This is a genomic window from Bordetella parapertussis, from assembly GCF_020735925.1.
Lineage (GTDB): Bacteria > Pseudomonadota > Gammaproteobacteria > Burkholderiales > Burkholderiaceae_B > Bordetella > Bordetella pertussis.
This window is the reverse complement of the sequence record NZ_CP085971.1, coordinates 2,697,596-2,723,202: the sequence shown is the minus strand read 5'-3', so window position 1 is coordinate 2,723,202 and position 25,607 is coordinate 2,697,596. Positions and strand designations below refer to the sequence as shown.

Here is a 25,607-nt window from a genome sequence, read left to right as displayed (position 1 = left end):
AAGTGGTGCGTGGCGTCAGGGCGTGCGTAGCGGCGCCAGGCTGGCGTGGCGCCGCATCCAGGTCTCGCGGTAGGCGATCCGCCGCTGTCTGCCCTGGTCGGAGCCCAGGCCGGTCGCGCCGTGCTGGGTCAGCGACTGCGGCCGGTGCAAGGCCACGGTCTGGACCGCGCGGCTGCGGGCGATGCTGTGGAAACCCAAAAGAACCTGCATGCGATGCTCGTACTCCTCATCGGCGCCGAAGCGCATTTCCTCGAACTGCCCGATGACGGCCAGCGCGTCGCGCCGGATCATCAGCGAGCAGGGGTTGTGCCGGACGAAGGGAAACACGCGCGGGGCGGCCAGTTGTCCGTCGGCCGTCAGGCGCAGCAGGCGGCTGACGGCGGCGCAGGCGCCGCTTGCCTGCAGCAGGGCCGCCTGATCCTGCAGGCGGGTGGCCAGCATTATGTTGTCGGCATCGAGAAAGGTAATGAATTCGCCTTTTGCCCGCTGCAGGGCCATATTGCGAGCCGCATATACGCCGTGGTTTTTCGTCCTGGCGATATTTATACGCGGATTTTGAGCGGCGGCGGCGCTCAGATGTTGAAATGTGTTATCGGTCGAGCCGTCATCTATCGCAATGATTTCAATATTAGGATAGGTTTGCGCCTGTATGGATTGCAGCGCATTGTTGATATAAGGCGCGGCGTCACGGGCGCAGATTATGACGCTTATCAGCGGGGCGCCGGCGGCGACGGGCCGGGGGGAAATCGGCGCCAGGCCAATGAAATCGGCGGGCCGCAGCGGCGTGTCGCCGGGCGGCACGTAAATGCGCGAATCTGTCAGTAGCTGCGATAAATTATTTCTGGCCGCAGAGAAATCCCCCAGGCAGGTGTGCGCTGCAGCAAGAATTTCATGCAAATTCTTTGATTTACTAATATTGCTCGCAGATTTCCTTGCCTTGTGTAAGGCCAGGTCAGCGCGGCCGGCAGCCAGGTCCAGGGCGAGATCGAGTTCCCAGTCGGTTGGCGCCAGCCATTGGCGCGCGCTTTCGGGGTCGTGACGCGCCAGCGTCAGGGCGTATTGGCGCCGCGCATGGTCGGAGACGCGGGCGCGCAGCCGCGCGGGATCGGGGCGGCGGGCCGCGTGGCTGCATTCCAGCGCGGCCCGCGCCCGGCACAGTCCCTGTTCGGCGCCGCGCGCCGGGACGGCCGCGGCGCTCTGGAACAGACCCAGCCGATTGAGCAGGGCGGGATTATCGGCGGCGCGCGCCAGCAACTGCGCCAGCGGCAGGCGGCTGGTAAGCGCTTGTACTCTTTTCTGATAAATATTAAGCAGTGCGGTGCGCAGCATGGCGGCCTTGCAAGTGTGCCGCCCGGCCGTCGACGGATGCGCGGCATTGGTTTGCCGGGAAAATCCCGGTTGTGATGCACCTGGATTATAGGCTGCCAATACACCATTTTTGTGAAGCGATTGATCGCCGCATGGATGGTGTTGATTTGATATATCTTGAAATCAACGGCCGGTGCCCCGAAATTATCATTCTCCCGTTCCGACTGCCGTCCGACATTTTGGGCGGTTTTGTTTTTGTTTATATGGAAGTGGCGCGCCGATAATCCATCGGGTTATTAAGCGCGCCGCAAGGGAGCGAAGGATGCAGGTATCGGGAGCCCAGGTTTGAGCTCGGCGCTGACGGTACAGGCGCGGGTGATCGGGTCTTTGATATTTCGCGAAACACGGGTGCGCTTCGGCGGCACGCGCCTGGGTTATCTGTGGGCGCTGATCGAGCCGATCCTGCACGTGGCGGTGCTGTCCACCATCTACGTGGTGTGGGGCCGGCAGGCGCCGGTCGGCAACCTGCAGATGTTCTTCATCACCGGCATCATGCCGTTCTTCCTGTTCAGCCACACGTCGTCGCGGCTGGCACGGTCGATTTCGTCGAATGCGTCGCTGCTGCGGCTGCCGCCGATCACCAACATGGACATCGTGTTCGCCAAGGCCTTGCTGCAGGCGCTGACCTGGGTGGCGGTGTTCGCCATCCTGCTGTTCCTGGTGATGCTGGGCGGCAAGCTGATCCTGCCGCAGCGCCTGGAAGAGTGCGCCGCCGCCGCGCTGTTCACATTCCTGCTGGGCTTCGGCGTGGGCCTGATCAACGCGGTGCTGAACATGCTGTTCAAGTCGTGGGAGCACCTTTATTCGGCGCTGACCCGCCCGCTGTACCTGCTGTCGGGCGTCTTCTACCTGGTGGATGCGTTGCCGGAGCAGGCGCGCCGCGTGCTGGTCTGGAATCCGCTGGTGCATGCCATCGAGTGGTTCCGCGCCGGGTATTTCACCCATTTCAGCTCGCTGACGCTGGACCGCGGCTATCTGATCAAGTGGGCCGTGGGCAGCGTCGTGCTGGGGCTGTGCCTGGAGCGCGCCATGCGCCGCCGGCTGCACACCCGTTGATGGAGACGGCCATGGACCAGGACACCATCATTTCGCTGCGCAATGTCTGCAAGGGCTATCGCTCCAAGAAAGGCATCAGGCGCATTCTCGATGACGTGTCGTTCGATTTCCGCGGCGGCGAGAACCTGGCCATCCTGGGCGGCAACGGCTCGGGAAAATCGGTGCTGCTGCGCATGATCTGCGGCATGGAGCTGCCCGACTCGGGCACGGTGCAGCGGGCGGTCAGCATTTCGTATCCGCTGGGGTTCGCCGGCGGCATCAGCTCGAACATGACCGGCCGCGACAACGTGCGCTTCATCGCGCGCATCTACGGCTGCGATGTCCCGGACGTGGAGCGCTTCGTCTACGACTTCTCTGAACTGGGGCGGTCGTTCGACCTGCCTGTGGTCACCTACGCCAACAGCATGCGCGCGCGGCTGTCCTACGGCATATCGATGGCGCTGCGCTGCGATGTGTACGTGGTCGACGAGATGGCCGCGGTCGGCGACGTGAACTTCAAGCGCAAATGTCTCGAGGTGTTCGCCGAGCGCTCGCGCGGCGCCACCATCATCATGGCGGCCAACGCGCCCACCACGGTGCGGCGCTTCTGCAGCCACGGCGTGATCATGCAGCACGGCACCATGGCGCACTACGGCCCCTTGGACGAAACCATCGCGCGCTACACGCAGAGCGCGCCCGCGCCGGCGGCCGAGGCCGAGCCGGTCGTCGACACGGTCGACGCTGAGCAATCCTGAGCCCGATTCGATCGGCAATTCACCTGAATCCAGAAGCGACTATGACTAGTACGGAGAAAACCTATACAGGGCCGCGCCTGCCCGGCATGACGCCGGGCAAGCCCGCCAATTACCTGCGCTGGTCCGCCATCGCGCTGATCGGCATTCCCGGCGTGCTGCTGGCCTTGTACCTGTTCTTCATTGCGTCCGACCAGTATGTCTCGGAGGCGCGCTTCGGGCTGCGCGCGGGCTCGCAGATGCAGCAGGCCAGCGCCAACCGCGACGGGCATTCGTCGATGGGCAGCGGCGCGATGGCGACCGAGCTGTTCGTCGATTCGTTCGCCGTGGTCGATTATGTGAAATCGCGCCAGATCGTACAGGAGCTGGACAAGGAACTGAACCTGCGCGAGATGTGGTCCAAGCCGATGATCGATTTCTGGTACGGCATGAACCAGGACGAGACCGAGGAAGGCCTGTGGCGGCAATGGAATCGCATGGTGGACATCGAATTCGACATGTCCACCGGCGCGATCATCCTGCGGGTGCGGGCCTTCTCGCCGGAGGAATCGCTGCAACTGGCCCAGGCGATCCTGCAGGCCAGCGAGAAGCTGGTCAACCAGATGTCGGCCAAGTCGCGCGAGGACAGCGTGGACTTCGCCCGCGTCGAGGTCGGCATCGCCGAAAAGCGCCTGGCGCAGGCACGGGTGCAGGTCCAGGACCTGCGGGCCCGCACGGGCGTGCTGGACCCCGTCAAGGAGGCGGAGGCCAATCTGCAGCTGGCGGCCAAGGTGCGCGGCGACGTGGCCACCGCGGCCGCGGAACTGGACGCGATGGGGCGTGGCGGGCTGCGCAGCGGCCCGGCCTACGAGCGCGTCAAGGCGCGCCACGAAGCGCTGATGCGCCAGCTCAAGGACCTCAATGACCATCAGATCAGCGGTGGGCGCAGCGAGAACGGCAACACGCTGTCCAAGCTGCTGCGCGAGTACGAGTCGGCCGAGACCGAGCGGCAATTCGCCGAGGCGTACTACACCGGCGCCCTGAAAACCCTCGAGGACGCCCGCGGCCTGGCGGCGCGCCAGGTGCTGTACACGGTGATCGCCTCGCAGCCGCAGCTGGCCGACGAGTCGCTGTACCCGCGCCGCTTCACCGATACCGCGCTGGGCCTGCTGGGTCTTTTCATTCTGTGGATCGTGGCGGTGCTGGTGGTTTACGCCGTCAAGGACCACGCCTGAGCCATCGTTCAACCGTCAACGAGATCACGCCATGTTTTCGTTTCTGTCCCGCATCCGCAAGCCGCGCCGCGCCGATACCGCGGCCGGCCCGACCGGCGGCCCGGCGTCCGGGCCGACGATTCTCGACCTGCTCGAGGCCGCGCTGGCCGAGCCGGGCGAGTCGGAAGAAGCCGGCCGCGAGCTGTTGCAGCAGGCGCGCCAGGTGCTGGAGCGCCATGCGGCGGTCCACAAGCCGGCGGCCGCCTTGCCCGAACTGCTGGATTACGTCCGGCGTTATCCGCATACCGAGCTGTTCCAGGTGCTGGTGGCGCGGGCGCTGGAGGCGGCCCACCGCAGCGATGAAGGCCTGGCGGTATGGCGCGGCATCCATCAGCGCTTTCCCGACTCTTCCGAGGCTTTCATCCTCATGCTGCGCGGCGTCAAGCGCCAGCAGGGCATCGAAGCCGGGCGCGCCGAGATCGAACTGTACTTCTCCGGCGGCAGCAGCAGCGCACGGGAGATCCTGCTGGAAGCCAAGAGCTGGGACGAAATCGGGCAGAGCGAGCAGGCCGACGCCTGCTTCGAGCGGCTGTCCCGGCAACACCCCGAGTTCGAGAACGGCTATGTCGGCTGGGCGCAGTCGCTGACGCGCCGCGGCGCGCTGTGGCGCGCCCGCGATGTGCTGCAGGCGGGGCTGGACGCCATCGGCGACGGCGCGCGCAAGCTGACGCGGCGGCTGGTGGACCTGAATGCCGACCTGGCCGCGTTGCGGCGCCTGGGCGTGGAGGGCGATGGGCGCGATGTGCCGGTCAGCATCCTGGTGCTGGAGAAAATGCTGCAGGAGATCGGCCGGCGCCGCAATGCGGAATACGATGCCGGGCCGGAATCGTTCGTCGGTCCGGTGCTGATGATCAATGGCTCGCTGGGCGCCGGCGGCGCCGAGCGTCAATTCGTCAACACCGCCGTGGCCCTGCAAAGCGCCATCCAGCAGGGGCAATCGATTGCCGGCTACGGCGTGCTGGGTCCGGTGCAGGTCGTGTGCCGCTCGCTGCGCAGCCGCGAAGGCGCCGATTTCTTCGCCGCCACGCTGCGCGACGCCGGCATCCCGGTTTCCGTCTATTCGGACATGCAGGCATGGGGCGGCTGCGAGTTCTCGTCGCTGCTGGCGCCGTACCGCGAGTACCTGCGCTTCCTGCCCAAGCAGATCATCGAGGGAACGACCAAGCTGACCGACGTGATGCGGTCGTCGGTGCCCAGCGTGGTGCATATCTGGCAGGACGGTTCGATCTTCGCCTGCGCGCTGGCGGCGCTGCTGGCCGGCGTGCCGCGCATCGTGCTGTCGGTGCGCACCATGCCGCCGGTGGACCGGCCGGACCGCTATCGCGTCGAGTACGACATCATTTATTCGGAACTGCTGAAGATGCGCGGCGTGGCGCTGAGTTCCAATTCGCAATTCGCCGCGCATCGCTATGCCGACTGGCTGGGCGTGGACGAGCGGCGCATTCCGGTGGTCTACAACGGGCTGGCGCCGCTGAAGTCGGTGCAGGACGACGCCTGCACCGCCATGATGGCGCAGTTCGACGCCCGCACTTCGGACGCGCGCTTTACCGTCGGCACGGTCATGCGGGTCGACGACAACAAGCGCCCGTTCCTGTGGGTGGAGGCGGCGCAGCGCTTTGCCGCCAGCCACCCGAATGTCCGCTTCATCATGGTGGGCGGTGGGCCGCTGCTGGAGTCGGTGCGGGAGTTCGCGCAGCGGCTGGGCATGGGCGAGCGCATCCTGTTTACCGGCCTGTCCAGGCGGGTGGGCTACTGGCTGACGCAGTTCAACGCGTTCCTGCTGCTGTCGCGCTTCGAAGGGCTGCCCAATGTGCTGATCGAGGCGCAGTTCTCGGGCGTGCCGGTGGTGACGACGCTGGCCGGCGGCGCCGGCGAGGCGGTGCAGGAAGGCGTGACGGGGCTTACCCTGCCGGCCGACACGGTGACCGCGCCGGACGTGGCCGAGGCGCTGGCGCGCATCCACGACATGTGCGCGGCCGACCCGGGGATCGCGCGCAAGGCGGCCGACTGGGCCTCGGCGCGTTTTTCGCTCAACCAGATGATTGCATCGACGGTCCGGTGCTACCAGATGCCATGACCATGCCGCCCAAACTCTTCGTGCTGGGCAGTTGCCGTGTGCACCGGCCGGCGCGCCTGCTGCACGACGGCGGCCTGGTGCAGCCGCTGACGGCCGGGATAAGCGGCTACATCCACAGTACGCGCGAGGCGGTGCAGCGCGTGCAATGGCTGGCCGACCGGACGCGTCCCGACTCCCAGCTGCTGCCGTTCATGTTTCCGGCCGGCCGCACGCCCGTGGTGACGCCGGCGCGCGCCGACGAACTGGCGCAGGCCGACGCGGTGCTGGTCGAGGCGGCTTCGGAGCGCAGCGTGAGCGTCAATGGCGTGTTCCTGCAGAAGAACCTGGTGGTCAAGCACCTGGTGCGCGAGCTGGGCGACGAAGGCCGCAACTGGTGGCGCTCGCTGGTGCGCGCCGGCGAAGTGGCGCCCGAAGCCTACGAGGCCGTGGCCGGCCTGTACCGAGACCAGGCCGAGGAGACGGTGCTGGCGGGCGGCTTGCGCGTGCTGCGCGAGGCGCGCTGCGCCGAGGACAGCGAGGCCGTGGTGCGCGCCGACCTGATGTACCTGGCGCTGCGCCTGGGCAAGCCCGTGCTGGTGGTGACCCACGTCGACGCCGAGCGCGCCGACGGGCGCCGCATCGCCGCGCGGGTCCGCCACGTGGCGCGCATCAAGGCCGCCGCGCGCGGACTGCACCAGGTGCACGTGATCGACCCGCTGGATGCCGCGCCCGATTGGCCTTCAGCGCGCCTGCTGGCCAGCGACGGCGCCGACATGAACCATTATTCGCCGGAGTTCGAGCCGGTGCTGGCCGGGTACATGCATACGCGCATCCGGGCCGCGCTGGCCGCTTCGAGCGGCGCGCTGGCGCCTTCCCAGTTTCTACCGGAGTACCAAGACGGACCATGAACCATAGACTCATACGTTGCCTGAGCATCGCGCTGCTGGCCCTGCTGTCGGGCTGCAGCATTCTCTCCGGGTCGGGCCCGACGCGATCGGCCATCATGGACGGTGGGTCGACCGACGCGACCGGCGCCAAGCCCGGCTCCTACGACCTGGTGGACCTGCGCGCCGACACCATTGCGCCCTATGTGCTGGTCAAGGCGGTGTCCAAGGATGGCGCCACCTCGGACGGCTACGTGGGCAATATGCGCGTGATGCCGGGCGATGTGCTGCGCATCCTGGTAGCCGACAGCATGGAGACCGGACTGTTCGCGCCGCTGGCCGCCGGCGGCACGGTGTTCGAAGCCGTGCGGGTCGCGGCCGACGGCAGCATCTCGCTGCCCTATGCGGGCCGCCTGAAAGTGCAGGGCAAGTCGCTGGCGCAGATCGAGCAGCTCGTCAAGGGCAGCCTGCGCAATACCGCGGCGGTGCAGCCGCAGGTCATGGTGGATCTGGCCGACGACCGCTCCAATTCGGTGCTGGTGGCCGGGGCGGTGCCGCGCCCGGGACGCTTCGGCGGCAACAAGGGCCCGCTGACGGCGCTGGATGCGATCACGCAGGCGGGCGGCTCGACCCTGCCGGCCTACCAGGCCGACGTGGTGATCCGGACTGGCAGCAAGGTGCAGCGCATTCCTTACCAGCAATTGCTCAACGGCCGCAACGTGGCGGTGGAGCCGCGCTCCGAACTGGTGGTCGAACCGAACCTGAAGCGTTTTGTGGCGATGGGGGCCCTCACCAAGCCGGGCCTGCACGAACTGCCGTCGAACCAGACCAATCTGCTCGACGCCCTGGGCGTGGCCGGAGGCCTGAACGACCGCGCGGCCGACGCCACCGGGGTATTCGTTTTTCGCCTGGACGGCCGCAACGCCGATGGCCGCCCGCGGCCCACGGTGTTCAGGCTGAACATGCGCAATCCGGAGTCCATGTTCCTGGCCAAGCAATTCGAGCTGCTGCCGGAGGACGTGGTGTATGTCAGTAATGCGCCCATGTACGAATGGGAAAAGATCATTACGCCTATCGTGCAGGTCCTGATCGTGGGCCAACGCGTGGGTACTTACTAATTTTCACTGGAAGGTAGCACCAATGCCGAAGAAGTTTTCCAATCCTGCAGATGTTCATCTCGCCGTCGTCGGCCTGGGGTATGTCGGGCTGCCGCTGGCCGTGGAGTTCGGCAAGAAGCGCCCGGTGATTGGCTTCGATATCAACGAGCGCCGCATCGCCGCGCTCAAGGCCGGCCACGATCACACCCTGGAAGTCGAGGACGACGAACTGGCCCAGGCCGGGCAGCTCAGCTACACCGCCGAGCGCGAGGAACTGGGCAAGGCCAATGTGTTCATCGTCACCGTGCCCACGCCGATCGACGAGTACAAGCAGCCCGACCTCACGCCGCTGGTCAAGGCCAGCGAGACCATCGGCGCGGTGCTCAAGCGCGGCGACATCGTGATCTACGAATCGACCGTGTACCCGGGCGCCACCGAGGAAGACTGCGTGCCGGTGCTCGAGCGCGTGTCGGGCCTGAAGTTCAACCAGGACTTCTACGCCGGCTACAGCCCCGAGCGCATCAACCCGGGCGACAAGGCGCACCGCGTCAACACCATCAAGAAGGTGACCTCGGGCTCGACGCCGGAAGTCGCCGAGCTGGTCGACCAGCTGTACAACGAGATCATCACGGCCGGCACCCACAAAGCCTCGAGCATCCGCGTGGCCGAGGCCGCCAAGGTGATCGAGAACACGCAGCGCGACGTCAACATCGCGCTGATCAACGAGCTGGCGCTGATCTTCAACAAGATGGGCATCGACACCGAGGCCGTGCTGCAGGCCGCCGGCACCAAGTGGAACTTCCTGCCGTTCCGTCCGGGCCTGGTGGGCGGGCACTGCATCGGCGTGGATCCGTACTACCTGACGCACAAGGCGCAGTCGATCGGCTACCACCCCGAGATCATCCTGGCGGGCCGCCGCCTGAACGACTCGATGGGCGGCTACGTGGTCTCGCAGCTGGTCAAGGCCATGGCCAAGCGCCGCATCCACGTCGAGGGCGCGCGCGTGCTGCTGATGGGCCTGACGTTCAAGGAAAACTGCCCCGACCTGCGCAACACGCGCGTGGTGGACATCGTGCGCGAGCTGGGCGAGTACCACGTCGACGTGGACGTGTACGACCCGTGGGTGGACCCGGCCGAGGCCGAGCACGAGTACGGCATCACGCCGGTGGCCAAGCCGGCCGCCGGGGCGTACGACGCGGTCATCCTGGCGGTGTCGCACCACCAGTTCGTCGAGATGGGCGCCGAGGCGATCCGCAAGTTCGGCAAGGCCGAGCACATCCTGTACGACCTGAAGTATGTGCTGGCCCCCGACCAGGCTGACCTGAGGCTGTAAGAAGGAACTCCATGACGAATCGCTTTGAGACCACGTGCGCGCAGTTGCGGGCCCAACCCCAGAAATGGCTGGTGACCGGCTGCGCCGGCTTCATCGGCTCGAACCTGCTCGAGACGCTGCTCGGGCTGGACCAGGCGGTGGTGGGGCTGGACAACTTCGCCACGGGGCACCAGCACAACCTGGACGAGGTGCGCGCGGCGGTGACGCCCGAGCAATGGGCGCGCTTCACCTTCATCGAAGGCGACATCCGCGACCTGGCGGCCTGCCAGCGCGCCGTGCAGGGCGTGGACCGGGTGCTGCACCAGGCCGCGCTGGGTTCGGTGCCGCGTTCGCTGAAAGACCCGATCACGACCAACGAGGTCAACATCGGCGGTTTCCTGAACATGCTGGTGGCCGCGCGCGACGCGCAGGTCCAGGCGTTCGTCTATGCGGCCTCGAGCTCGACCTACGGCGACCATCCCGACCTGCCCAAGGTCGAGGAGCGCATCGGCAATCCGCTCTCGCCGTACGCGGTGACCAAGTACGTCAACGAGCTGTACGCCGACGTGTTCGCGCGCTCGTACGGGTTTTCCAGCGTGGGGCTGCGCTACTTCAACGTGTTCGGCAAGCGCCAGGACCCGGACGGCGCGTACGCGGCGGTGATTCCGAAGTGGACGGCGGCGATGATCAAGGGCGAGGACGTCGTGATCAACGGCGACGGCCAGACCAGCCGCGACTTCTGCTTCGTGGAGAACGCGGTGCAGGCCAACCTGCTGGCGGCGATGGCCGCACCGGAAGGCGCGAACCAGGTCTACAACGTGGCGTACAACGCGCGCACGACGCTGACCGAGCTGTTCGAGCACCTGCGGCGCGCGCTGGCCGGGCAGGGCGTGTCGTACGAGAAGGCGCCGGTGTACGCGGAATTCCGCGCCGGCGACGTGCGCCACTCGCAGGCCGACATCGGCAAGGCCGGCAAGCTGCTGGGCTACGAGCCGGCCTACGACATCCTGCGCGGGCTGGAAGCCGCCATGCCCTGGTACAAGCAGTTCCTGCGATGATCGAGCTTCATTCGTCAGGCATCGCGCGTATTCCGTACCTGACGGAGCTGCTGGGCGCGCCGGTCACCCGCTACCGGCGCTTCTGGCCGCCGGGCGGCGCGGCGCCGCGCCCGTTCGCTGGGCGTGCCCTACATTGCGCTGGAAGACGGTTTCCTGCGCTCGTTCGGCACCGGGCGCCATTTTCCGCCTCTGTCGCTGGTGGTCGATCGCCTGGGCATCTACTACGACGCGACGCGCGAATCCGAGCTGGAGTGCCTGCTGGCGTCGTCGCGCACGCTGCTCGACGGCATCGAGGACGCCGTGCCCGAAGCCATGGAGCTGGTGCGCGAACGCCGCCTGTCGAAGTACAACCATGGCGGCTTCCTGGCCACCGGCGTGCCGGCCGACGGCCGGCGCCGGGTGCTGGTGGTGGACCAGACCGAAGGCGACATGAGCGTGACCCTGGGTTGCGCCGAGGCGGCCACCTTCGAGGCCATGCTGGCGGCGGCGCGGGCGGAGAACCCTGGCGCGCTGATCTGCGTCAAGACGCATCCCGAGGTGGCGGCCGGCGACAAGTCGGGCTATCTGTCGCGGGTTACCGACGACGCCGATACGTTGGCGCTGCGCCACGACATGAATCCCCTGGCCTTGCTGGAACAGATGGACCGGGTCTATGTGGTCAGTTCGCAGATGGGGTTCGAAGCCTTGATGCTGGACAAGCCCGTGATCTGCTTCGGCATGCCCTGGTATGCCGGCTGGGGCGTGACCGACGATCGCCAGCGCTGCGAGCGGCGCGGCCGCGCGCGCAGCGTCGAGGAGCTGTTCGCCGGCGCGTATTTCCACTACACCCGCTACCTGGATCCGGTGCTGCATCGCCGCGGCACGATCTTCGACGTGATCGACTGGCTGACGCGCCAGCGCGACATGGCGCAACGCCTGCCGTCGCGCGTGATCGGCGTGGGCATGCGCCGCTGGAAGGCGGCCGCGCTGGCGCCCATGCTGGCGTTAAAGCCCGGCCAGGCGGTGTTCGCCGCCGACGCCGCCCGCGCGCGGGACCTGCGGCCGGCCGCGGGCGACGCCCTGGTGCATTGGGGCGCCCGGGCGCCCGCCGGCGTGGCCGAGCTGGCCGAACAGAGCGGTTGCGCGGTGCTGGCCGTGGAGGATGGCTTCCTGCGGTCGGTCGGCCTGGGGTCGGACCTGATCCGGCCGCTGAGCCTGGCGCTGGACGGGCGGGGCATCTACTTCGACCCCCGCCAGCCCAGCGATCTGGAGCATGAATTGAACCGGGGCGGGTTCAGCCTGGGAGAGCTGGCCAGCGCGGCGCGCATCCGCGCGCTGGTGGTCGCCCACGGCATCACCAAGTACAACGTGGCGCAGCCCCAGCCGGCCGACTGGCCGGCGCGCGGGCGCGAGATCGTGCTGGTGCCCGGCCAGGTCGAGGACGATGCGTCGGTGCGGCTGGGCTGCGACGAAGTCCGCACCAACCTGGACCTGCTGGCGGCCGCGCGCGCCGCGCATCCCGACGCCTACATCGTCTACAAGCCGCATCCGGACGTGGTCAGCCGCAACCGCCGCGGCCGCGTGGCGCTGCGCGAGGCGCGCCGCCATGCCGATCATGTCGAGTCCGCGCTGTCGGTGGTCAGCTGCATCCAGGCGTGCGACGTGGTGCACACCATGACCTCGCTGACGGGCTTCGACGCCTTGCTGCGCGACAAGCGCGTGGTGACGTACGGCAAGCCGTTCTATGCCGGCTGGGGCCTGACCGAGGACCGCGCCGCCGATTGGCCGCGCGACCGGCGCACCCGCCGGCTGAGCCTGGACGAGCTGGTCGCCGGCACGCTGCTGCGCTATCCGCTGTACTGGGATTGGGAACTGCGCGGATACACCACGTGCGAGGCGGTGCTGACGCATATTTTCGAGACGCGCGAACGCCTGCAGCGCGAAGGCCGCCTGCAAGGGCTGCGCGCCGGCTATGCGCGCCGCCAGGTGCGCAAGCTGCAGACATTGTGGCTGGCCCGATGAGCCGGAGCATGGCATGAGCGCCTCGTTCCTGTTCCTGCAGGGCGTCTGTTCGCCGTTCTTCGATCGCCTGGGGCGGGCGCTGCGCGAACGCGGCCATGCGGTGCGCCGCGTCAACTACACGGTGGGCGACGCGGCGTACTGGCGCGGCGGCCAGGCGTACGCTTATCGCGGCGCGGCGCAGGCCTGCGGCGATTTCTACGCCGAATTGCTGGAGCGCCACGCCGTCAGCGACATCGTGCTGTTCGGCGACCGCCGGCCGGTGCATCGGCCGGCGGTCGCGCTGGCCCGCGCGCGCGGCGTGCGCGTGCATGTGTTCGAAGAGGGTTATTTCCGGCCGCACTGGGTGACGCTGGAGCGCGGCGGCGTGAACGCGCATTCGTCGCTGCCGCGCGATCCGGCGTGGTATCGCGCCAGCGCCGCGCGCGTGCCGCAGGCCAGCCCGCGCGCGTTCAGGTCGCCGTTCTGGCTGCGCGCCTGGCACGACGTGGCCTACCACGCATGCAACGCCTGGAACCCGCTGCTGTTTCCGCGCTATCGCACGCACGCGCCGCATGGCGCGGCGCGCGAGTACGCCGCCTATGTGCGGCGGGCCCTGCGCTTGCGCGCCCGGCGCGCCGAGGACGCCCGCGCCATGGCCGACCTGGCGGCGCGGCGCGCGCGCTTCTTCCTGCTGCCGCTGCAGCTGGACAGCGACGCGCAGATCCGCGACCACTCTCCCTACGGCGATATGCGCGAGGTCCAGGATGCGGTGATGGCCTCGTTCGCGCGCCACGCGCCGCCGGACTGCCTGCTGGTGGTCAAGAACCACCCGCTCGATCCGGGCTTCGTCGACCAGCGCCGGGTTACCGCGGAAACCGCCCGGCGCCACGGCCTGCAGCGGCGCGTGCGCTACCTGGAGACCGGGCATCTGCCCGGCTTGCTGGCGCACGCCGCCGGCGTGGTGACGGTCAACAGCACCGTGGGCAGCGCGGCGCTGGCGGCCGGCTGCGCCACGCTGGCGCTGAGCCAGCCCATCTACGCCATGCCGGGACTTACCTGCCAGCACACGCTGGACGATTTCTGGCGCGACCCCACGCCGCCACAGGCGGCCCTGTTCGCCGCGTTCCAGGCCGTGGTGATCCATGCCACCCAGGTCAACGGCGGCTTTTATTGCGCGCCGGGCATCGACCTGGCGGTGGCCAATGCGGTGGGACGCCTGACGGCGCCGCGCTCGGCCCTGGAGGAATTGCTATGAGATCGAACTGGCCGGCATGCGTGCTGCTGACCGGCGCCAGCGGCGAGATCGGCCGGGCGCTGGCGCTGGAGTACGCCGCGCCCGGCGTGCGGCTGATCCTGCAAGGCCGGCGCCTGGGGCGGCTCGACGAGCTGGCCGGGCTGTGCCGCGAGCGCGGCGCCACCCTCAGCGTGGCGGCTTTCGACATCCGCGCCACCGAGCGCCTGCTGGCGTGGCTGGAGGAGGTGAACGCTACGCACCCGCCCGACCTGGCCATCATCAACGCGGGCGTCAATATCGACATCGGGCCCGATCGCGCCGGCGAGCGCTGGGAAGACGTGTGCATGGTGATGGACACCAATCTGCGCGCGGCCCAGGCGACGGTGCATGGCCTGCTGCCGGCCATGCGCGCGCGCGGCCAGGGGCAGATCGCGCTGATGAGCTCGCTGGCCGCCTGGCGCGGCCTGCCCGACACGCCCAGCTACAGCGCCAGCAAGGCCGCGGTCAAGGCGTATGGCGAGGCGTTGCGCGACTGGCTGGCGCCGCAGGGCGTGCGGGTGAATGTCATCATGCCGGGCTACGTGGCCTCGCCGATGTGCGCGGCCATGCCAGGGCCCAAGCCATTCCTGTGGCCGCCCGGGAAAGCGGCCCGCGCGATACGGCGCGGGCTGGCGGCCAACCGCGCGCGCATCAGCTTTCCGTTTCCGCTCAACCTGGGCTGCTGGTTCCTGGGGCTCGCGCACCCGGCGGTCTCCAGCCGCCTGCTGCGCTGGCTGGGCTACGGTGGCTGAGACGTTCTGGCTGGCATTGGCGCCCGCCTGGGCCGGCGGACTGGTGCTGTCGTGGGCGCTGGAGGCATTGCTGCGTCCGCCGGTGCAGCCGCCATGGCGGCGGCCGGCCTGGACGCTGCTGCTGCATGCCGGCGTCTGGACCCTGCTGTTCGCGCTCGAGCTGGCCCTGTTTCGCCGGCCGTACTTCGGCGCGATCAACGTATTGGCCATCGAGGCGGTGCTGGTGCTGGTCAGCGCCGCCAAGGCGCGCGTGCTGCGCGAGCCGTTCGTCTACAGCGATTTCGAATACTTCACCGATGCGCTGCGCCATCCGCGCCTGTACCTGCCGTTCCTGGGATGGCCGGCGGCGCTGCTGCTGGCGTGCGGGTACGGCCTGGCGTTGTGGGCCGGACTGGCGCTGGAGCCCTCGGCTACCGGGGCGCGCACGGCGGCCTGGGCCGCCCATGCTGCGCCGGCCCCGTTCTGGGGCGCCACGCTGGCGCTGGCGGCTGCCGGCGCGGCGCTGGCTGTGCTGGCCGGCCACCGCGACGCCGGGCTGACCTACGAGGCGGATCAGGACTTGCGGCGCCTGGGTCTGGTGGCCACCCTGTGGCTGTACGGAAGGGCCGAGCGCCAGCCTTGGACGCCCGCCATGCGATCCGGTCCGTTCGGCGCGGCGCCCGCGGCGGCAGGCGCCGGCCCGCTGCCGCACCTGGTCAGCGTGCAGAGCGAGTCATTCTTCGACGCGCGGCGCGTGTTCGGGACGCTCAAGCCCGAGGTGCTGGCCGGCCTGGATGCGCTGCGCGCCGAGGCCCTGGAGCACGGCCAGCTCGAGGTGGCGGCCTGGGGCGCCAATACGGTGCGCACCGAATTCGCCTTCCTGACCGGGCTGGCCGCGTCGGCGCTGGGCGTGCACCGCTACAACCCGTACCGGCGCCTGCGCCAGCCGCAGCCCAGCCTGGCCAGCCATCTGCGCCAGCGCGGCTACCGCACGGTGTGCGTGCATCCCTTCCACGCCAGCTTCTACGGCCGTGACCGGGTCATGCCCTGGCTGGGCTTCGACGAGTTCGTGCACCTGGACGCCTTCGCCGACGCGCCGCGCGCCGGGCCCTATGTGGCCGACGCGGCGCTGGCGCGCTACGTGGCCGAGCGGCTGGCCGGGCAGGGCAGCCAGCCGTTGTACGTGCATGTCATCACCATGGAGAACCATGGTCCGCTGCATTGGGAAAGCGTCGACGCGGCCGACGCCGCGGCGGTGCTGGACGGGCCGCTTGCGCCTGGCTGCGCCGACCTGGTGGCGTATGCGCGGCATCTGCGCAATGCCGACGCCATGTTCACCGGCCTGGCGGCGGCCATGCGCGGCCTGTCGCGCCCGGCAGGCCTGTGCGTGTATGGCGACCATGTGCCCATCATGGCCGAGGTGTACCGGCGCCTGGGCGAGCCGGACGGCCGTACCGATTACCTGATCTGGCAGGCCGGCGGCCAGGGCGGCGCCGCACCCGGCCTGCGCCGCGTCGACGAGCTGGCGCAGGTGTTCCTGCGGCACATGGGGTTGGCCCCGCCCGGCTAGGCGCGGTCGATTTGGAGTTGCCGACGATGGCGGGTATGACGGCCAGGCCGCTGCTGCTGCCGGTGTCGATGCCGCGCGCGCGCGCCTGCCGCAGGAAGTCGCGGCCGCGCGCCTGCAGGGTGGCGACCCGTTCGGGCATTTCGCGCATGCGCGCCAGGGCCGCCAGGGCCGCCAGGGCCGCCGCGGCGACCGCCGGCGGCATGCCCACGCTGTACAGAAAGCCGGGCGCGAGGAACTTCAGGTGCTCGACCAGGGCGTGTTCGCCAGCGATGTAGCCGCCGCAGCCGGCCAGCGTCTTGCTCAGCGTGCCCATCCAGATATCCACGTCGTTGCCGGCCAGGTCGAAGTGCTCGCGGATGCCGCGTCCGCGTGCGCCCATCACGCCCAGCGAATGCGCCTCGTCCACCATGAGGAAGGCGCGATGGCGGCGCTTGACCTCGATGAAGCGGGGCAGGTCCGGATAGTCGCCGTCCATGCTGTAGATGCCTTCGAGCACGATGAGCACCCGTTCGAAATGGCCGCGCTGTTCGTTCAGCAAGGCGTCCAGCGCGGCCCAATCGTTATGGGGAAAGGACAGGCGCCGCGCGCCGGCCAGCTGGATGCCTTGCAGCACGCTGTTGTGGATGTATTCGTCGTGCAGCACCAGGTCGTTGGCGCCGAACAGATGGCCGATGGTCGATACGTTGGTGGCGTGGCCGCTGACGAAAACGACCGCGTCATCGACTTCGTAAAGCCGCGCCAGTTCGCGCTCCAGCTCGCGATGCACGGGCCGCTCGCCCGATACCACGCGGCTGGCCGAGACCGACGTGCCGTAGCGGTCGATGGCCTGCTTGGCGGCGTCGTTGACGCGCGCGTCGCCGGACAGGCCGAGGTAGTTGTAGCTGGCGAAGTTCAGGTAGGGCTGGCCGTCGATGCGGGTGGCCGCGCCGGCGCTGCCTTCGTGCAGCTTGAAGAACGGACTGTCGATGCCCAGCTGCGCGGCGCCGTCATTGATGATGCGCAACTGCTGGTAGGCCGGATGCTGGTCGAAGCGGCAATGGGCGTCGCCCACGGCGACGCGCGCACCGGCCGCCAACGGCGAGGCCGTGGCCGGCGCCGCGTTGCGCAGCTTGCGCTGCAGCGCTTGCTGGATCAGCTTCTGTTTGATGCCGGCCGCCAGGCCGGGCAGGGTCTTGCTGTGCGTCATGGGATTCAATGGATCATTTTCTGGCGAGGCGCCGTGGCGTCGAGATCGGCGGCGAACTCCGCCAGGGAGTCTGCCGGCACGTCGGCCGCGTGTTGCGCCGCCACTTGCCGCACCTGCGCGGCAGTCGCGTCGGCCGGCATGTCGGATTCGCCGCGCAGCAGCGCGACCAGGCGTTCGGCCAGCTGTTCGATGGTGGGACTTTCGCTCAACGCCATCACCGGCAATTTCAGCCCGCAACGGTTCTCCAGCGCCACCATCAGTTCGACCCCCATCAGCGAGTCCAGGCCCATGTCGTACACGGAACGGCTCGCGTCGAGGCGGTCCATCGGCACGCGCAGGATTTCGCCCACTTCCGCTTTCAGGATCTCGACCAGGCGGGCCTGCAGCGCGGCGTCGTCCAGCGTGGCGGCCAGGTGGCGGATGTCCTCGTCGTTCAGGTCGGGGCCGCCGGCCTGGGCGCGGCGGCGCGCCACATCGCCGAACTTGGGACTGGCCGCGCTGGGCAGGAAGCGCGCCAGCGCGTTCCAGTCCAGCTCCAGCACGCCCAGGTCGCTGCGATCGGCCAACAGGATGTCCTCCAGCGCCTGCAGGGCCACGTCCGAGCGCAAGGCCTGGCCGCCCATGCGTCCGGCCAGCGCGTCCTTGACCTTGACGTTGCGGGCCAGATAGCCCACATCGTCGAGCGCGCCCCAGGCTACGCAGGTGGCCGGCAGGCCGCGCTCGCGCCGGGCGCGGCAGAATGCTTCGAGCCAGGCGTTGGCGGCGACATAGTTGCTCTGGCCGGGATTGCCGAACAGCGTCGTGGCCGAGGAGAAGCAGACGAAGAAGTCCAGCGCCAGCCCGGCCGTCAGCGCGTCCAGGTGTTGCGCGCCCAGCAGTTTCGGCGCCAGCACGCGTTCGATGCGCGCCGCGTCGGTATTGCGCACCAGGGCGTCGTCGATCACCATGGCTGCGTGCACGATGCCGCGCAGCGGCGTCTCGGCCGCAATGCCGGCCAGCAGCGCCGCCAGGGCGGCGCGGTCGGTGACGTCGCAGGCGACGGCGTGCACGGCCACGCCCTGGCGGCGCAGGGCGGCCAGCGCCGCCAGCGTATCGGGTTCGGTGGCGCCACGCCGGCTTGCCAGCACCAGATGGCGCGCACCCTTGTCGGCCAGCCACTGCGCCGTGCGCAGGCCGAACCCGCCCAGCCCGCCGGTCACCAGGTAGCTGGCGCGCGGATCGAGGGCGAGCGCGGCGTCCGGCCGCGCCGCCGTGGCAGGCGCGGGGCGGACCTCGTCCATGCCGGCGACCACGATCTTGCCGATCTGGCGGGCCTGCTGCATGTGGCGGAAGGCATCGACCACCTGGTCGGCATGAAACACCGTGTACGGCAGCGGATGCAGCGCGCCGGCCTCGAACAGCGCCATCATGTCGGCGAACAGCCGCTGGGTCAGGGCGGGACGGCGCGCCATCAGCTGGTCGGCGTCTATGCCGAAGTAGCTGATGTTGTTGCGGAACGGCCGCAGGCCGATGCGCGTGTTCTCGTAGAAGTCGCGCTTGCCCAGTTCCAGGAAGCGGCCAAAGGGCTTGAGCACCACCAGGTTGCGATGGATCGCTTCGCTGGCCAGCGAGTTGAGCACCACGTCGACGCCGGCGCCGCCGGTGTTGGCCAGCACCTCGTCGGCGTAGGACAGGGTGCGCGAATCGTAGACATGCTGCACGCCGAGCAGGCGCAGGAAGTCGCGTTTGTCGGGCGTGCCGGCGCTGGCGTGGATTTCGGCGCCGCGCCATTGCGCATACTGGATCGCCGCGATGCCCACGCCGCCCGCGGCGCCGTGGATCAGCACTTTCTCGCCAGGTTCGAGCTGCGCCAGATGATGCAGCGCGTAGTAGGCGGTGAAGAACGTGCTCGGTATCGTGGCGGCCGCCTCCAGCGACATGCCGGCCGGCACGCGGGCCACGGCGGCGGGCGTGGTCAGCACGCGGTCGCCGAAGCTGGCCGGTCCGAACCCGACCACCGCGTCGCCCGCCGCGTAGCCCTGGACCTGGGCGCCCGCGCGCGTGACCGTGCCGGCGAACTCCAGGCCCAGCGTGGGGCCGGCAAAGCCGTTTTCGATCGCTACGTCGGACAGCATGCCCAGTGCGTACATCACGTCGCGGAAGTTCAGGCCGGTGGCGGCCACGGCCACTTCCAGCTGGCCCCCGGCCGGCGCCGGCAGCGGCGCGTGGCGCCAGGCCAGGGCGCGCAGCTGCCCGGGCAGCTCGAAGCCCAGCTGCACCGCCGCGGCGTCCTGCGGCGCTTCGGCCGGGCAGTCGGCGCGCGGCGCGGGCGGCTGCGCCAGGCGCAGGCGCGGCGCGTGGCGGCTGCCGCCGGCGGCCAGGACGAGCTCCTGCTCGGTGTCGGGCCACAGCAGTTCGCGCGTCAGCGCATCCAGGGGCAAGTCGGCCATGTTGCGCGGCAGATCCAGCATGCGCACAGCGTTCGACTCGTTCATCAGCGTGCGGCCGTAGCCCCACAGCGCGCTGTCGGCGGCGGGGGCGACGGCGTCGTCGCCGGCCAGGTGCTGGGCGGCGCCGCGCGTCAGCAGCCACAGCGGCGCGTCGGCAAGCGGCGGCCCGGCCTGCAGCGTGGCGGCGGCCAGGGCACAGCGGCGCACCTGGTGGCGCAGCATGGCGGCGGCGTCGATGTGGGCGGTGGCGGCCAGTCCCGCGGCGTGGATCACGCCATCGACCGGACCGCTCTTGGCGGCCTCCTGCAGCCAGAGGGCCAGACCGGCGTCGTCCTCGGGGGCATCGCCGGCCGTGATCACTTGCTGGCCAGCGGCGCGCAGTTGGGCCGCCAACGGCCTGGCCACGGCGGCGTCGGCCGCGTCGGCCAGCAGCAGCCAGCGGCGTGCGGGCGGCGCGTCTACCGTATCGCCGCTGTCGCCGTCGGCCACCGTGGCCACGGTGGCCGCCAGCAGGTAGGGGCCGCTGCGGGTGTCCGGCAGGAAGTCGGCCGCCGGCTCGCAGGCGCAGCCCAGGGCCTGCAGTTCGCGGCGCCAGAAGGCGGCCGGCTGCAGCGCGGGCGTGGCGTCGCCCGCGACCGAGTCGCTCCACCACTGGCCACGCGCGCCGAAGATGAAGTCCAGCCACGCGGTGGGCTGGTTGGCCAGCAACAACAGCACGCCGCCGGGCGCCAGGCAGTGGCGTACGTGGCCCAGGGCCTGGCGCGCCTCGTCCAGCGTCGGCCAGTTGGCATGCAGGATGGCCAGGTCGAAGCGACCTGCCGGCGGTTCGGTATGGTCGATGGCCTGCACGCTCAGATCGGGGCAGCGCTCGCGCAGCCGTTCGGCCTCGTCGATGGCCGCGCTGCGCGAGCTGCGGTAGACGCAGTCGATGCGGTCGTCGTCGAGGGCCTGGTAGTAGTCCAGGCCGAAGGCGGGGCCGTCGGCGCCGCATTCGAGCACCCGCAGGCGCGCGTCGCCGCGCAACTGCGCCACGGCCGTCGCCAGCCAGCCGGCGATGTGCTGGCCGAGGCGGCGCTGTTGTCCCGCAGGCAACAGTTGCGCGGTCAGCGAGCCCGGCGTAAGCGCAGGCGGATGGACTTCGTCCAGGGTGCGTTCGCCGCGCAGCAGCGCAGGCAGGCTGAGGCCCACCCGGCCCACCGCCTGGGCGACGCGGAAGTGCTCGGGGTACTCGCGCACCAGCGCGTTCCAGATATCGGTGGCGCGCGGCTCCTGCGGGTCGGCGGCGCGCAGCCGCCAGCCGGACGGCGTGGCGTCGAGCTGTCCGTCCTCCTGGGCCTGGCGCAGCAATTGCTCGAGCAGCGGGGCGCCGCCATCGGCGGCGTCGCGGCAACGCGTCACGGTCGCCGCGGACAGCAAGCCGTCGTCGTCGGCCAGCGCGTGCAGGGCTTCGCAGGTGAACTGCCGGCACAGGCTGTCGAGCAGCGGATCGACCTCGTACGCATAGCGTTTGAGGGAGTCGGCATCGATGGCCTGCAGGATCGCGCGTTCGCCGTCGGCCACCTGCAGCGGCGGCGGCGCGTCGGTGTGTGGGTGCGGCCGCGGCACGCCGACGTAATGCAGGAAATCGAGCGCCTCGCCGGCGCCCTTGCGCAGGCGGATGCTGCGGAACTGCGCTTCGCGCGCGTGGGCGATCTGCTTGCCGCGGGCGTCGAACAGCGCGAATTCGGCCATCAGGGAATGCGGGTTGCGGCGCAGCAACCGCACGCGCGCCGAATGCACCGGGCCGGCGGCGCGCCGCCATGCCAGGCGGCCGATGCGGGCCGGCACGTAGGTCAGCCCGCTGTCGCGTTGCGCGTCGTCGCGGAACCAGTGGATGATGAGCTGCAGCACGCTGTCGAAAACCGCCGGGTGCAGATGGTGCGCGGCCAGTTCCGTGGCGATGGGCTCGGGCATGCGCAGCTGCGCGACGATGTCGCCGTCGTCCTGCAGCCAGCCGCGCTCCACGGCGCGAAACGCCGGGCCATAGCTCAGGCCCACGCTTTCGGTCAGCGCCAGATGGCTGGCGGCGTCGAAATCGGCGGGGCGTTCGGGCAAGGCGGGCGCACGCTCGCCCAGCAAGGCGGCGCCGGGCTCGCTGAGGATGCGCGCGGTGGCATGCGTGGTCCAGGCGCCGTCGCTGCCCTGGTCGCGCGCGCGCACGTGCCAGCGGCCGTCCTGGGGGTCGACGGCGCAGCGCGTCACCTTGGCAGCGCCTGCGGCCAGCAGCAGCGGCGCGTGGATTTCCAGGTCTTCGAGTTCGACGTACTCCCCATCCTCGTGCCGGGCCTGCGCTGCCGCCAGCGCCATCTCGGCGAATCCGGCGCCCGGGAACACCACGGCCTGGCCCACGACGTGATCGGCCAGCGCCGGATGGGTGCTGCAATCGAGCTGGTTTTCCCAGGTCGATTCATGCTGGCGCAGCGGGTAGCCCAGCAGGGGATGCACGCGGCGGCGCTCCAGCAGTCCGATGCCGGACGGCGTGAGCGGATGCCAATGGCGTTCGCGCTGCCAGGCGTAGGCCGGCAGCCCGACATGCCGGCCCGGCCACGGGAACAGCGTTTGCCACTGGGGCGCGGCGCCGCTGGCCACCACCTGGCCGGCGGCGTCGTGCACGCGCTGCGGGTCGTCTTCGCCGCGCGTCGCGGTGACGATGACGCGGCCTTCGACGTTGGCCTGCTTGAGCGCATCGTTGATGTAGCCGCGCACCACCGGGTGCGGTCCGATCTCGACGAAGATGTTCTCGCCCTGTTCGATGAGCGCGGCCATGGCCTGGTCGAAACGCACTGGCTGGCGCACGTTGCGCCACCAGTAGTTGGCGTCCAGCGCGGCGCCGGCCATGCATGCGCCGGCGACGGTGGAATAGAACGGGATTTCCGCCTCGCCGGGCGTCAGGCCGGCCAGCGCTTCGTGCAGCGCGCCGCTGATGCCGTCCATGGCGGGGCTGTGGAAGGCATAGTCCAGGTCGAGCCGGCGCTGGAAGGCGCGCCGCTCGCGCAGGGCATTTTCCAGCACCGCCAGCGCATCGGGGTTGCCGGCGATGGTGGCGCCGCGGCTGCTGTTGTGGCCGGCCACGCTCAGCACGCGCGACAGGCCCAGTTCGGCGATCAGCGCCAACGCGGCGCCGCCGTCCACGCCCACCGCGGTCATGGCGCCGCGCCCGCGCGTCAACCCTTGCAGGCGGCTGCGATGGAAGATCACTTGCACGGCGTCGGCCAGCGTCAGCGCGCCGCTGGCCCAGGCGGCCGCGACTTCGCCGACGCTGTGGCCGGCGACCGCGCGCGCGACGATGCCGCGTTGGTTCAGCATGCGGGTCATGCCCACCTGCATGGCGAACAGCGCGGGTTGCGCATATTCGGTGCTGTCGTAGCGGCAATCGCCCGGGGCGGCGCGCAGCGCATCGCCCAGCAGGTAGCCGGCCAGCGGATGGAAGTAGGCGTCGATCTCGTGCACCGCTTCGGCGAACACCGGGTTGTGCATCAGGCGCTCGCCCATGCCGGCCCACTGCGAGCCATTGCCCGAGTAGACGAACACCGGTCCCTGGGCGGCGGGCACGGCGCGGCCGCTGGCGACCAGCCGGCGCGGCCCGCTTTCGTCGGCCAAGGCGGTCAGCGCCTGGGCGATGGCTTCGGAAGTGGCGCCATACACGACGGCCCGCTCTTCGTGCCAGTCGCGGCGCAGCGCGGCCTGGTAGGCGATATCGTAGAGGGCGCGCGACGGCTGGCTGCGCAGGTGCCGCGCCATGTCGCGCGCGGCCGCCTTGAGCGCGGCGGGCTGCTTGCCGCTGATGACCAGCGGGATGGCCGAGGTGGTGGCCAGTGTGGCAAGCGGCGCATGCGGCTCGTCCGGCGGCGTCTGCAGGATGACGTGGGCATTGGCGCCGCCGAAGCCGAACGAGTTCACGCCCACGGTCAGCGTGCCGCGTTCGGGCAGGGCGCGCCGCTGGCGCACGATGTCGATGTTCCAGGCGGCGCAATCGATGTTGGGGTTGATCTCGTCCACGCCGATGGTGGCGGGCACTTTCCGGTGGCGCAGGCAGTACAGCGCCTTGACCAGGCCGGCGACCCCGGAGGCCGCTTCCAGGTGGCCCTGGTTGCTCTTGACCGAACCGATGGGCAAAGGCGCGTGGGCCGCCCGCTGCCGGCCCAGCGCCATGCCGATGGCGCGGGTTTCGATGGGGTCGCCCACCGGCGTGCCGGTGCCGTGCGCTTCCAGGTAATCGATCTGGCGCGGGTCGATGCCGGCCTGCGCATAGGCCTGGCTCAGCAGCCTGGCCTGCGCGTCGGCGCTGGGCACGGTCAGGCCGGACTTCCTGCCGTCGGTGTTGACGGCGGTGCCCGCCACCACGGCCAGGATGGGGTCGCCGTCGGCCAGGGCGGCGTCATAGTCTTTGAGGATGAACAGGCCGCCGCCTTCGGCGCGCACATAGCCATCGGCGCTGGCGTCGAACACGCGGCAACGGCCGCGCGGCGACAGCATGGAAGCCTTGGAGAAGGTCACGAACCCGTACGGGTGCAGGTGCAGGCTGACGCCGCCGGCCACAGCCATGGTGGCGTCGCCGGCGGCGATGGCGCGGCATGCCTGGTGAAAGGCCAGCAGCGACGACGAGCACGCGGTGTCGACGGCCATGCTGGGGCCGCGCAGGTCGAACACGTAGGACAGCCGGTTGGCGGCGATGCTGCTGGTATTGCCGGTGGCGATGGAGGCATCGACCACCTCCAGATCGTCGGCCAGCCGGTAGGCATAATCCGCGCTGGCGATGCCGATATATACGCCGCAATCGCTGCCGCGTACCCGGGACGGCCGCAGGCCGGCATTTTCGAAGCCTTCCCAGCACAGTTCCAGCAGCAGGCGCTGCTGTGGATCCATCAAGGCTGCTTCGCGTGGCGAGATACCGAAGAAATCCGCATCGAAGCCGGAAATGTCGCCGAGCGAGCCCGCGCTGCGGGTATATGCGGTGCCCGGATGATCGCGCTGCGGGTGGAAATAGGCATCGCTGGACCAGCGCGATTCGTCGACCTGGGAGACCAGATCCTTGCCCTGGAGCAGGTCGCGCCAGTAATCGGCGGTATTGGTGCGGGGGAATCGGAACGACAATCCGATGACGGCAATACGCTTTGCCATTGAACATCCTTCTAGCATGCTGTCTGACAGCGGGCCATTAATGGGCGCGCTCCGCCGCGGTGCGGCAGAGCGTAGGAATTGCGCACTGCACAACGATAAATCCAGGCCGCGCGGCGGGTTATGGCCGATCAGGCAGCCGTTATCGGGCAGGGCCTGGCGCCGATGCCGTTGAAACGGCGCGCCATCCCGCCCGGAAGCGGAGAGCTGCGGAGGATTCTAGAGGGCGGCCTGTCGACAAATATTTCAAGCCCCGACATTCTCAATGCCAATGTTGCGTCGCCTGATTAGCCTGGAGCGTGTGCCGTAGTCACGCGGCGCATATGAGGTTGCAGTGCGGTACAGCTGCTTACATGGTTATCCTTGCGCTTACACGTTGCCCGCCGCGGAAATAATGCTGTAGCGCGGCCGTGTTTGCGGCGCCGCGTCGCGGATCGCCGGATTTATTAATTCCCGGATTATCGAT

At 69.5% G+C, this 25,607-nt stretch carries 14 protein-coding genes and 1 pseudogene; 12 read left to right on the top strand and 3 right to left on the bottom strand.

The window, feature by feature from the left end:
• Positions 1-15 precede the first annotated feature (15 nt).
• A complete protein-coding gene (locus LK409_RS12955) occupies positions 16-1,329 on the bottom strand; it encodes a glycosyltransferase family A protein (protein WP_010928821.1) in 1,314 nt (437 codons plus the stop codon).
• A gap of 324 nt (positions 1,330-1,653) precedes the next feature.
• Between LK409_RS12955 and LK409_RS12950 the strand changes: the two genes are divergently transcribed.
• The 12 genes and pseudogenes from LK409_RS12950 to LK409_RS12895 all read left to right on the top strand — a co-directional run.
• Positions 1,654-2,424, top strand: a complete 771-nt coding sequence (locus LK409_RS12950; RefSeq protein ID WP_003811217.1) for an ABC transporter permease — start codon at positions 1,654-1,656, stop codon at positions 2,422-2,424.
• The gene (locus tag LK409_RS12945; RefSeq protein WP_033447769.1) at positions 2,424-3,158 is read left to right on the top strand and encodes an ABC transporter ATP-binding protein; all 735 of its coding nucleotides are present in this window, start codon (positions 2,424-2,426) and stop codon (positions 3,156-3,158) included. Before LK409_RS12950 ends, LK409_RS12945 begins: the two co-directional genes overlap by 1 nt.
• Positions 3,159-3,199: 41 nt before the next feature.
• Positions 3,200-4,369: a capsule polysaccharide transporter gene (locus LK409_RS12940; RefSeq protein WP_003811220.1), complete on the top strand. Its 1,170-nt coding sequence runs from the start codon at positions 3,200-3,202 to the stop codon at positions 4,367-4,369.
• 31 nt (positions 4,370-4,400) lie between these two features.
• A complete protein-coding gene (locus LK409_RS12935) occupies positions 4,401-6,485 on the top strand; it encodes a glycosyltransferase (RefSeq protein WP_010928819.1) in 2,085 nt (694 codons plus the stop codon).
• Positions 6,482-7,372, top strand: a complete 891-nt coding sequence (locus tag LK409_RS12930) for a capsular polysaccharide biosynthesis protein (protein ID WP_003811224.1) — start codon at positions 6,482-6,484, stop codon at positions 7,370-7,372. The genes LK409_RS12935 and LK409_RS12930 overlap by 4 nt, the downstream gene beginning before the upstream one ends.
• Positions 7,369-8,466, top strand: coding sequence for a polysaccharide biosynthesis/export family protein (locus LK409_RS12925; protein WP_003816414.1), 1,098 nt, complete (start codon positions 7,369-7,371; stop codon positions 8,464-8,466). The genes LK409_RS12930 and LK409_RS12925 overlap by 4 nt, the downstream gene beginning before the upstream one ends.
• Positions 8,467-8,488: 22 nt before the next feature.
• Positions 8,489-9,778 carry a Vi polysaccharide biosynthesis UDP-N-acetylglucosamine C-6 dehydrogenase TviB gene (gene tviB, locus LK409_RS12920; protein ID WP_003811228.1) on the top strand — a complete coding sequence of 430 codons (1,290 nt, stop codon included), beginning with the start codon at positions 8,489-8,491 and terminating at the stop codon, positions 9,776-9,778.
• Positions 9,779-9,789: 11 nt separating this feature from the next.
• Complete coding sequence (locus LK409_RS12915; RefSeq protein ID WP_010928818.1) at positions 9,790-10,815, top strand: SDR family oxidoreductase; 1,026 nt, start codon at positions 9,790-9,792, stop codon at positions 10,813-10,815.
• 123 nt (positions 10,816-10,938) lie between these two features.
• Positions 10,939-12,816 (top strand): capsular polysaccharide biosynthesis protein, encoded by a 1,878-nt coding sequence (locus tag LK409_RS12910; protein WP_010928817.1) that lies wholly within the window; start codon positions 10,939-10,941, stop codon positions 12,814-12,816.
• A gap of 13 nt (positions 12,817-12,829) precedes the next feature.
• A complete protein-coding gene (locus tag LK409_RS12905; protein ID WP_010928816.1) occupies positions 12,830-14,050 on the top strand; it encodes a capsule biosynthesis protein in 1,221 nt (406 codons plus the stop codon).
• The gene (locus LK409_RS12900; protein ID WP_003811236.1) at positions 14,047-14,820 is read left to right on the top strand and encodes an SDR family NAD(P)-dependent oxidoreductase; all 774 of its coding nucleotides are present in this window, start codon (positions 14,047-14,049) and stop codon (positions 14,818-14,820) included. The genes LK409_RS12905 and LK409_RS12900 overlap by 4 nt, the downstream gene beginning before the upstream one ends.
• A gap of 631 nt (positions 14,821-15,451) precedes the next feature.
• Positions 15,452-16,291: pseudogene (locus LK409_RS12895) on the top strand (LTA synthase family protein); the annotation flags it as partial.
• Here LK409_RS12895 and LK409_RS12890 read toward each other — a convergent pair.
• Positions 16,209-17,564, bottom strand: coding sequence for an aminotransferase class I/II-fold pyridoxal phosphate-dependent enzyme (locus LK409_RS12890; RefSeq protein ID WP_370448368.1), 1,356 nt, complete (start codon positions 17,562-17,564; stop codon positions 16,209-16,211). The pseudogene LK409_RS12895 and the gene LK409_RS12890 overlap by 83 nt on opposite strands.
• Positions 17,561-25,144: a type I polyketide synthase gene (locus LK409_RS12885; protein ID WP_010928815.1), complete on the bottom strand. Its 7,584-nt coding sequence runs from the start codon at positions 25,142-25,144 to the stop codon at positions 17,561-17,563. Before LK409_RS12885 ends, LK409_RS12890 begins: the two co-directional genes overlap by 4 nt.
• Positions 25,145-25,607 lie beyond the last annotated feature (463 nt).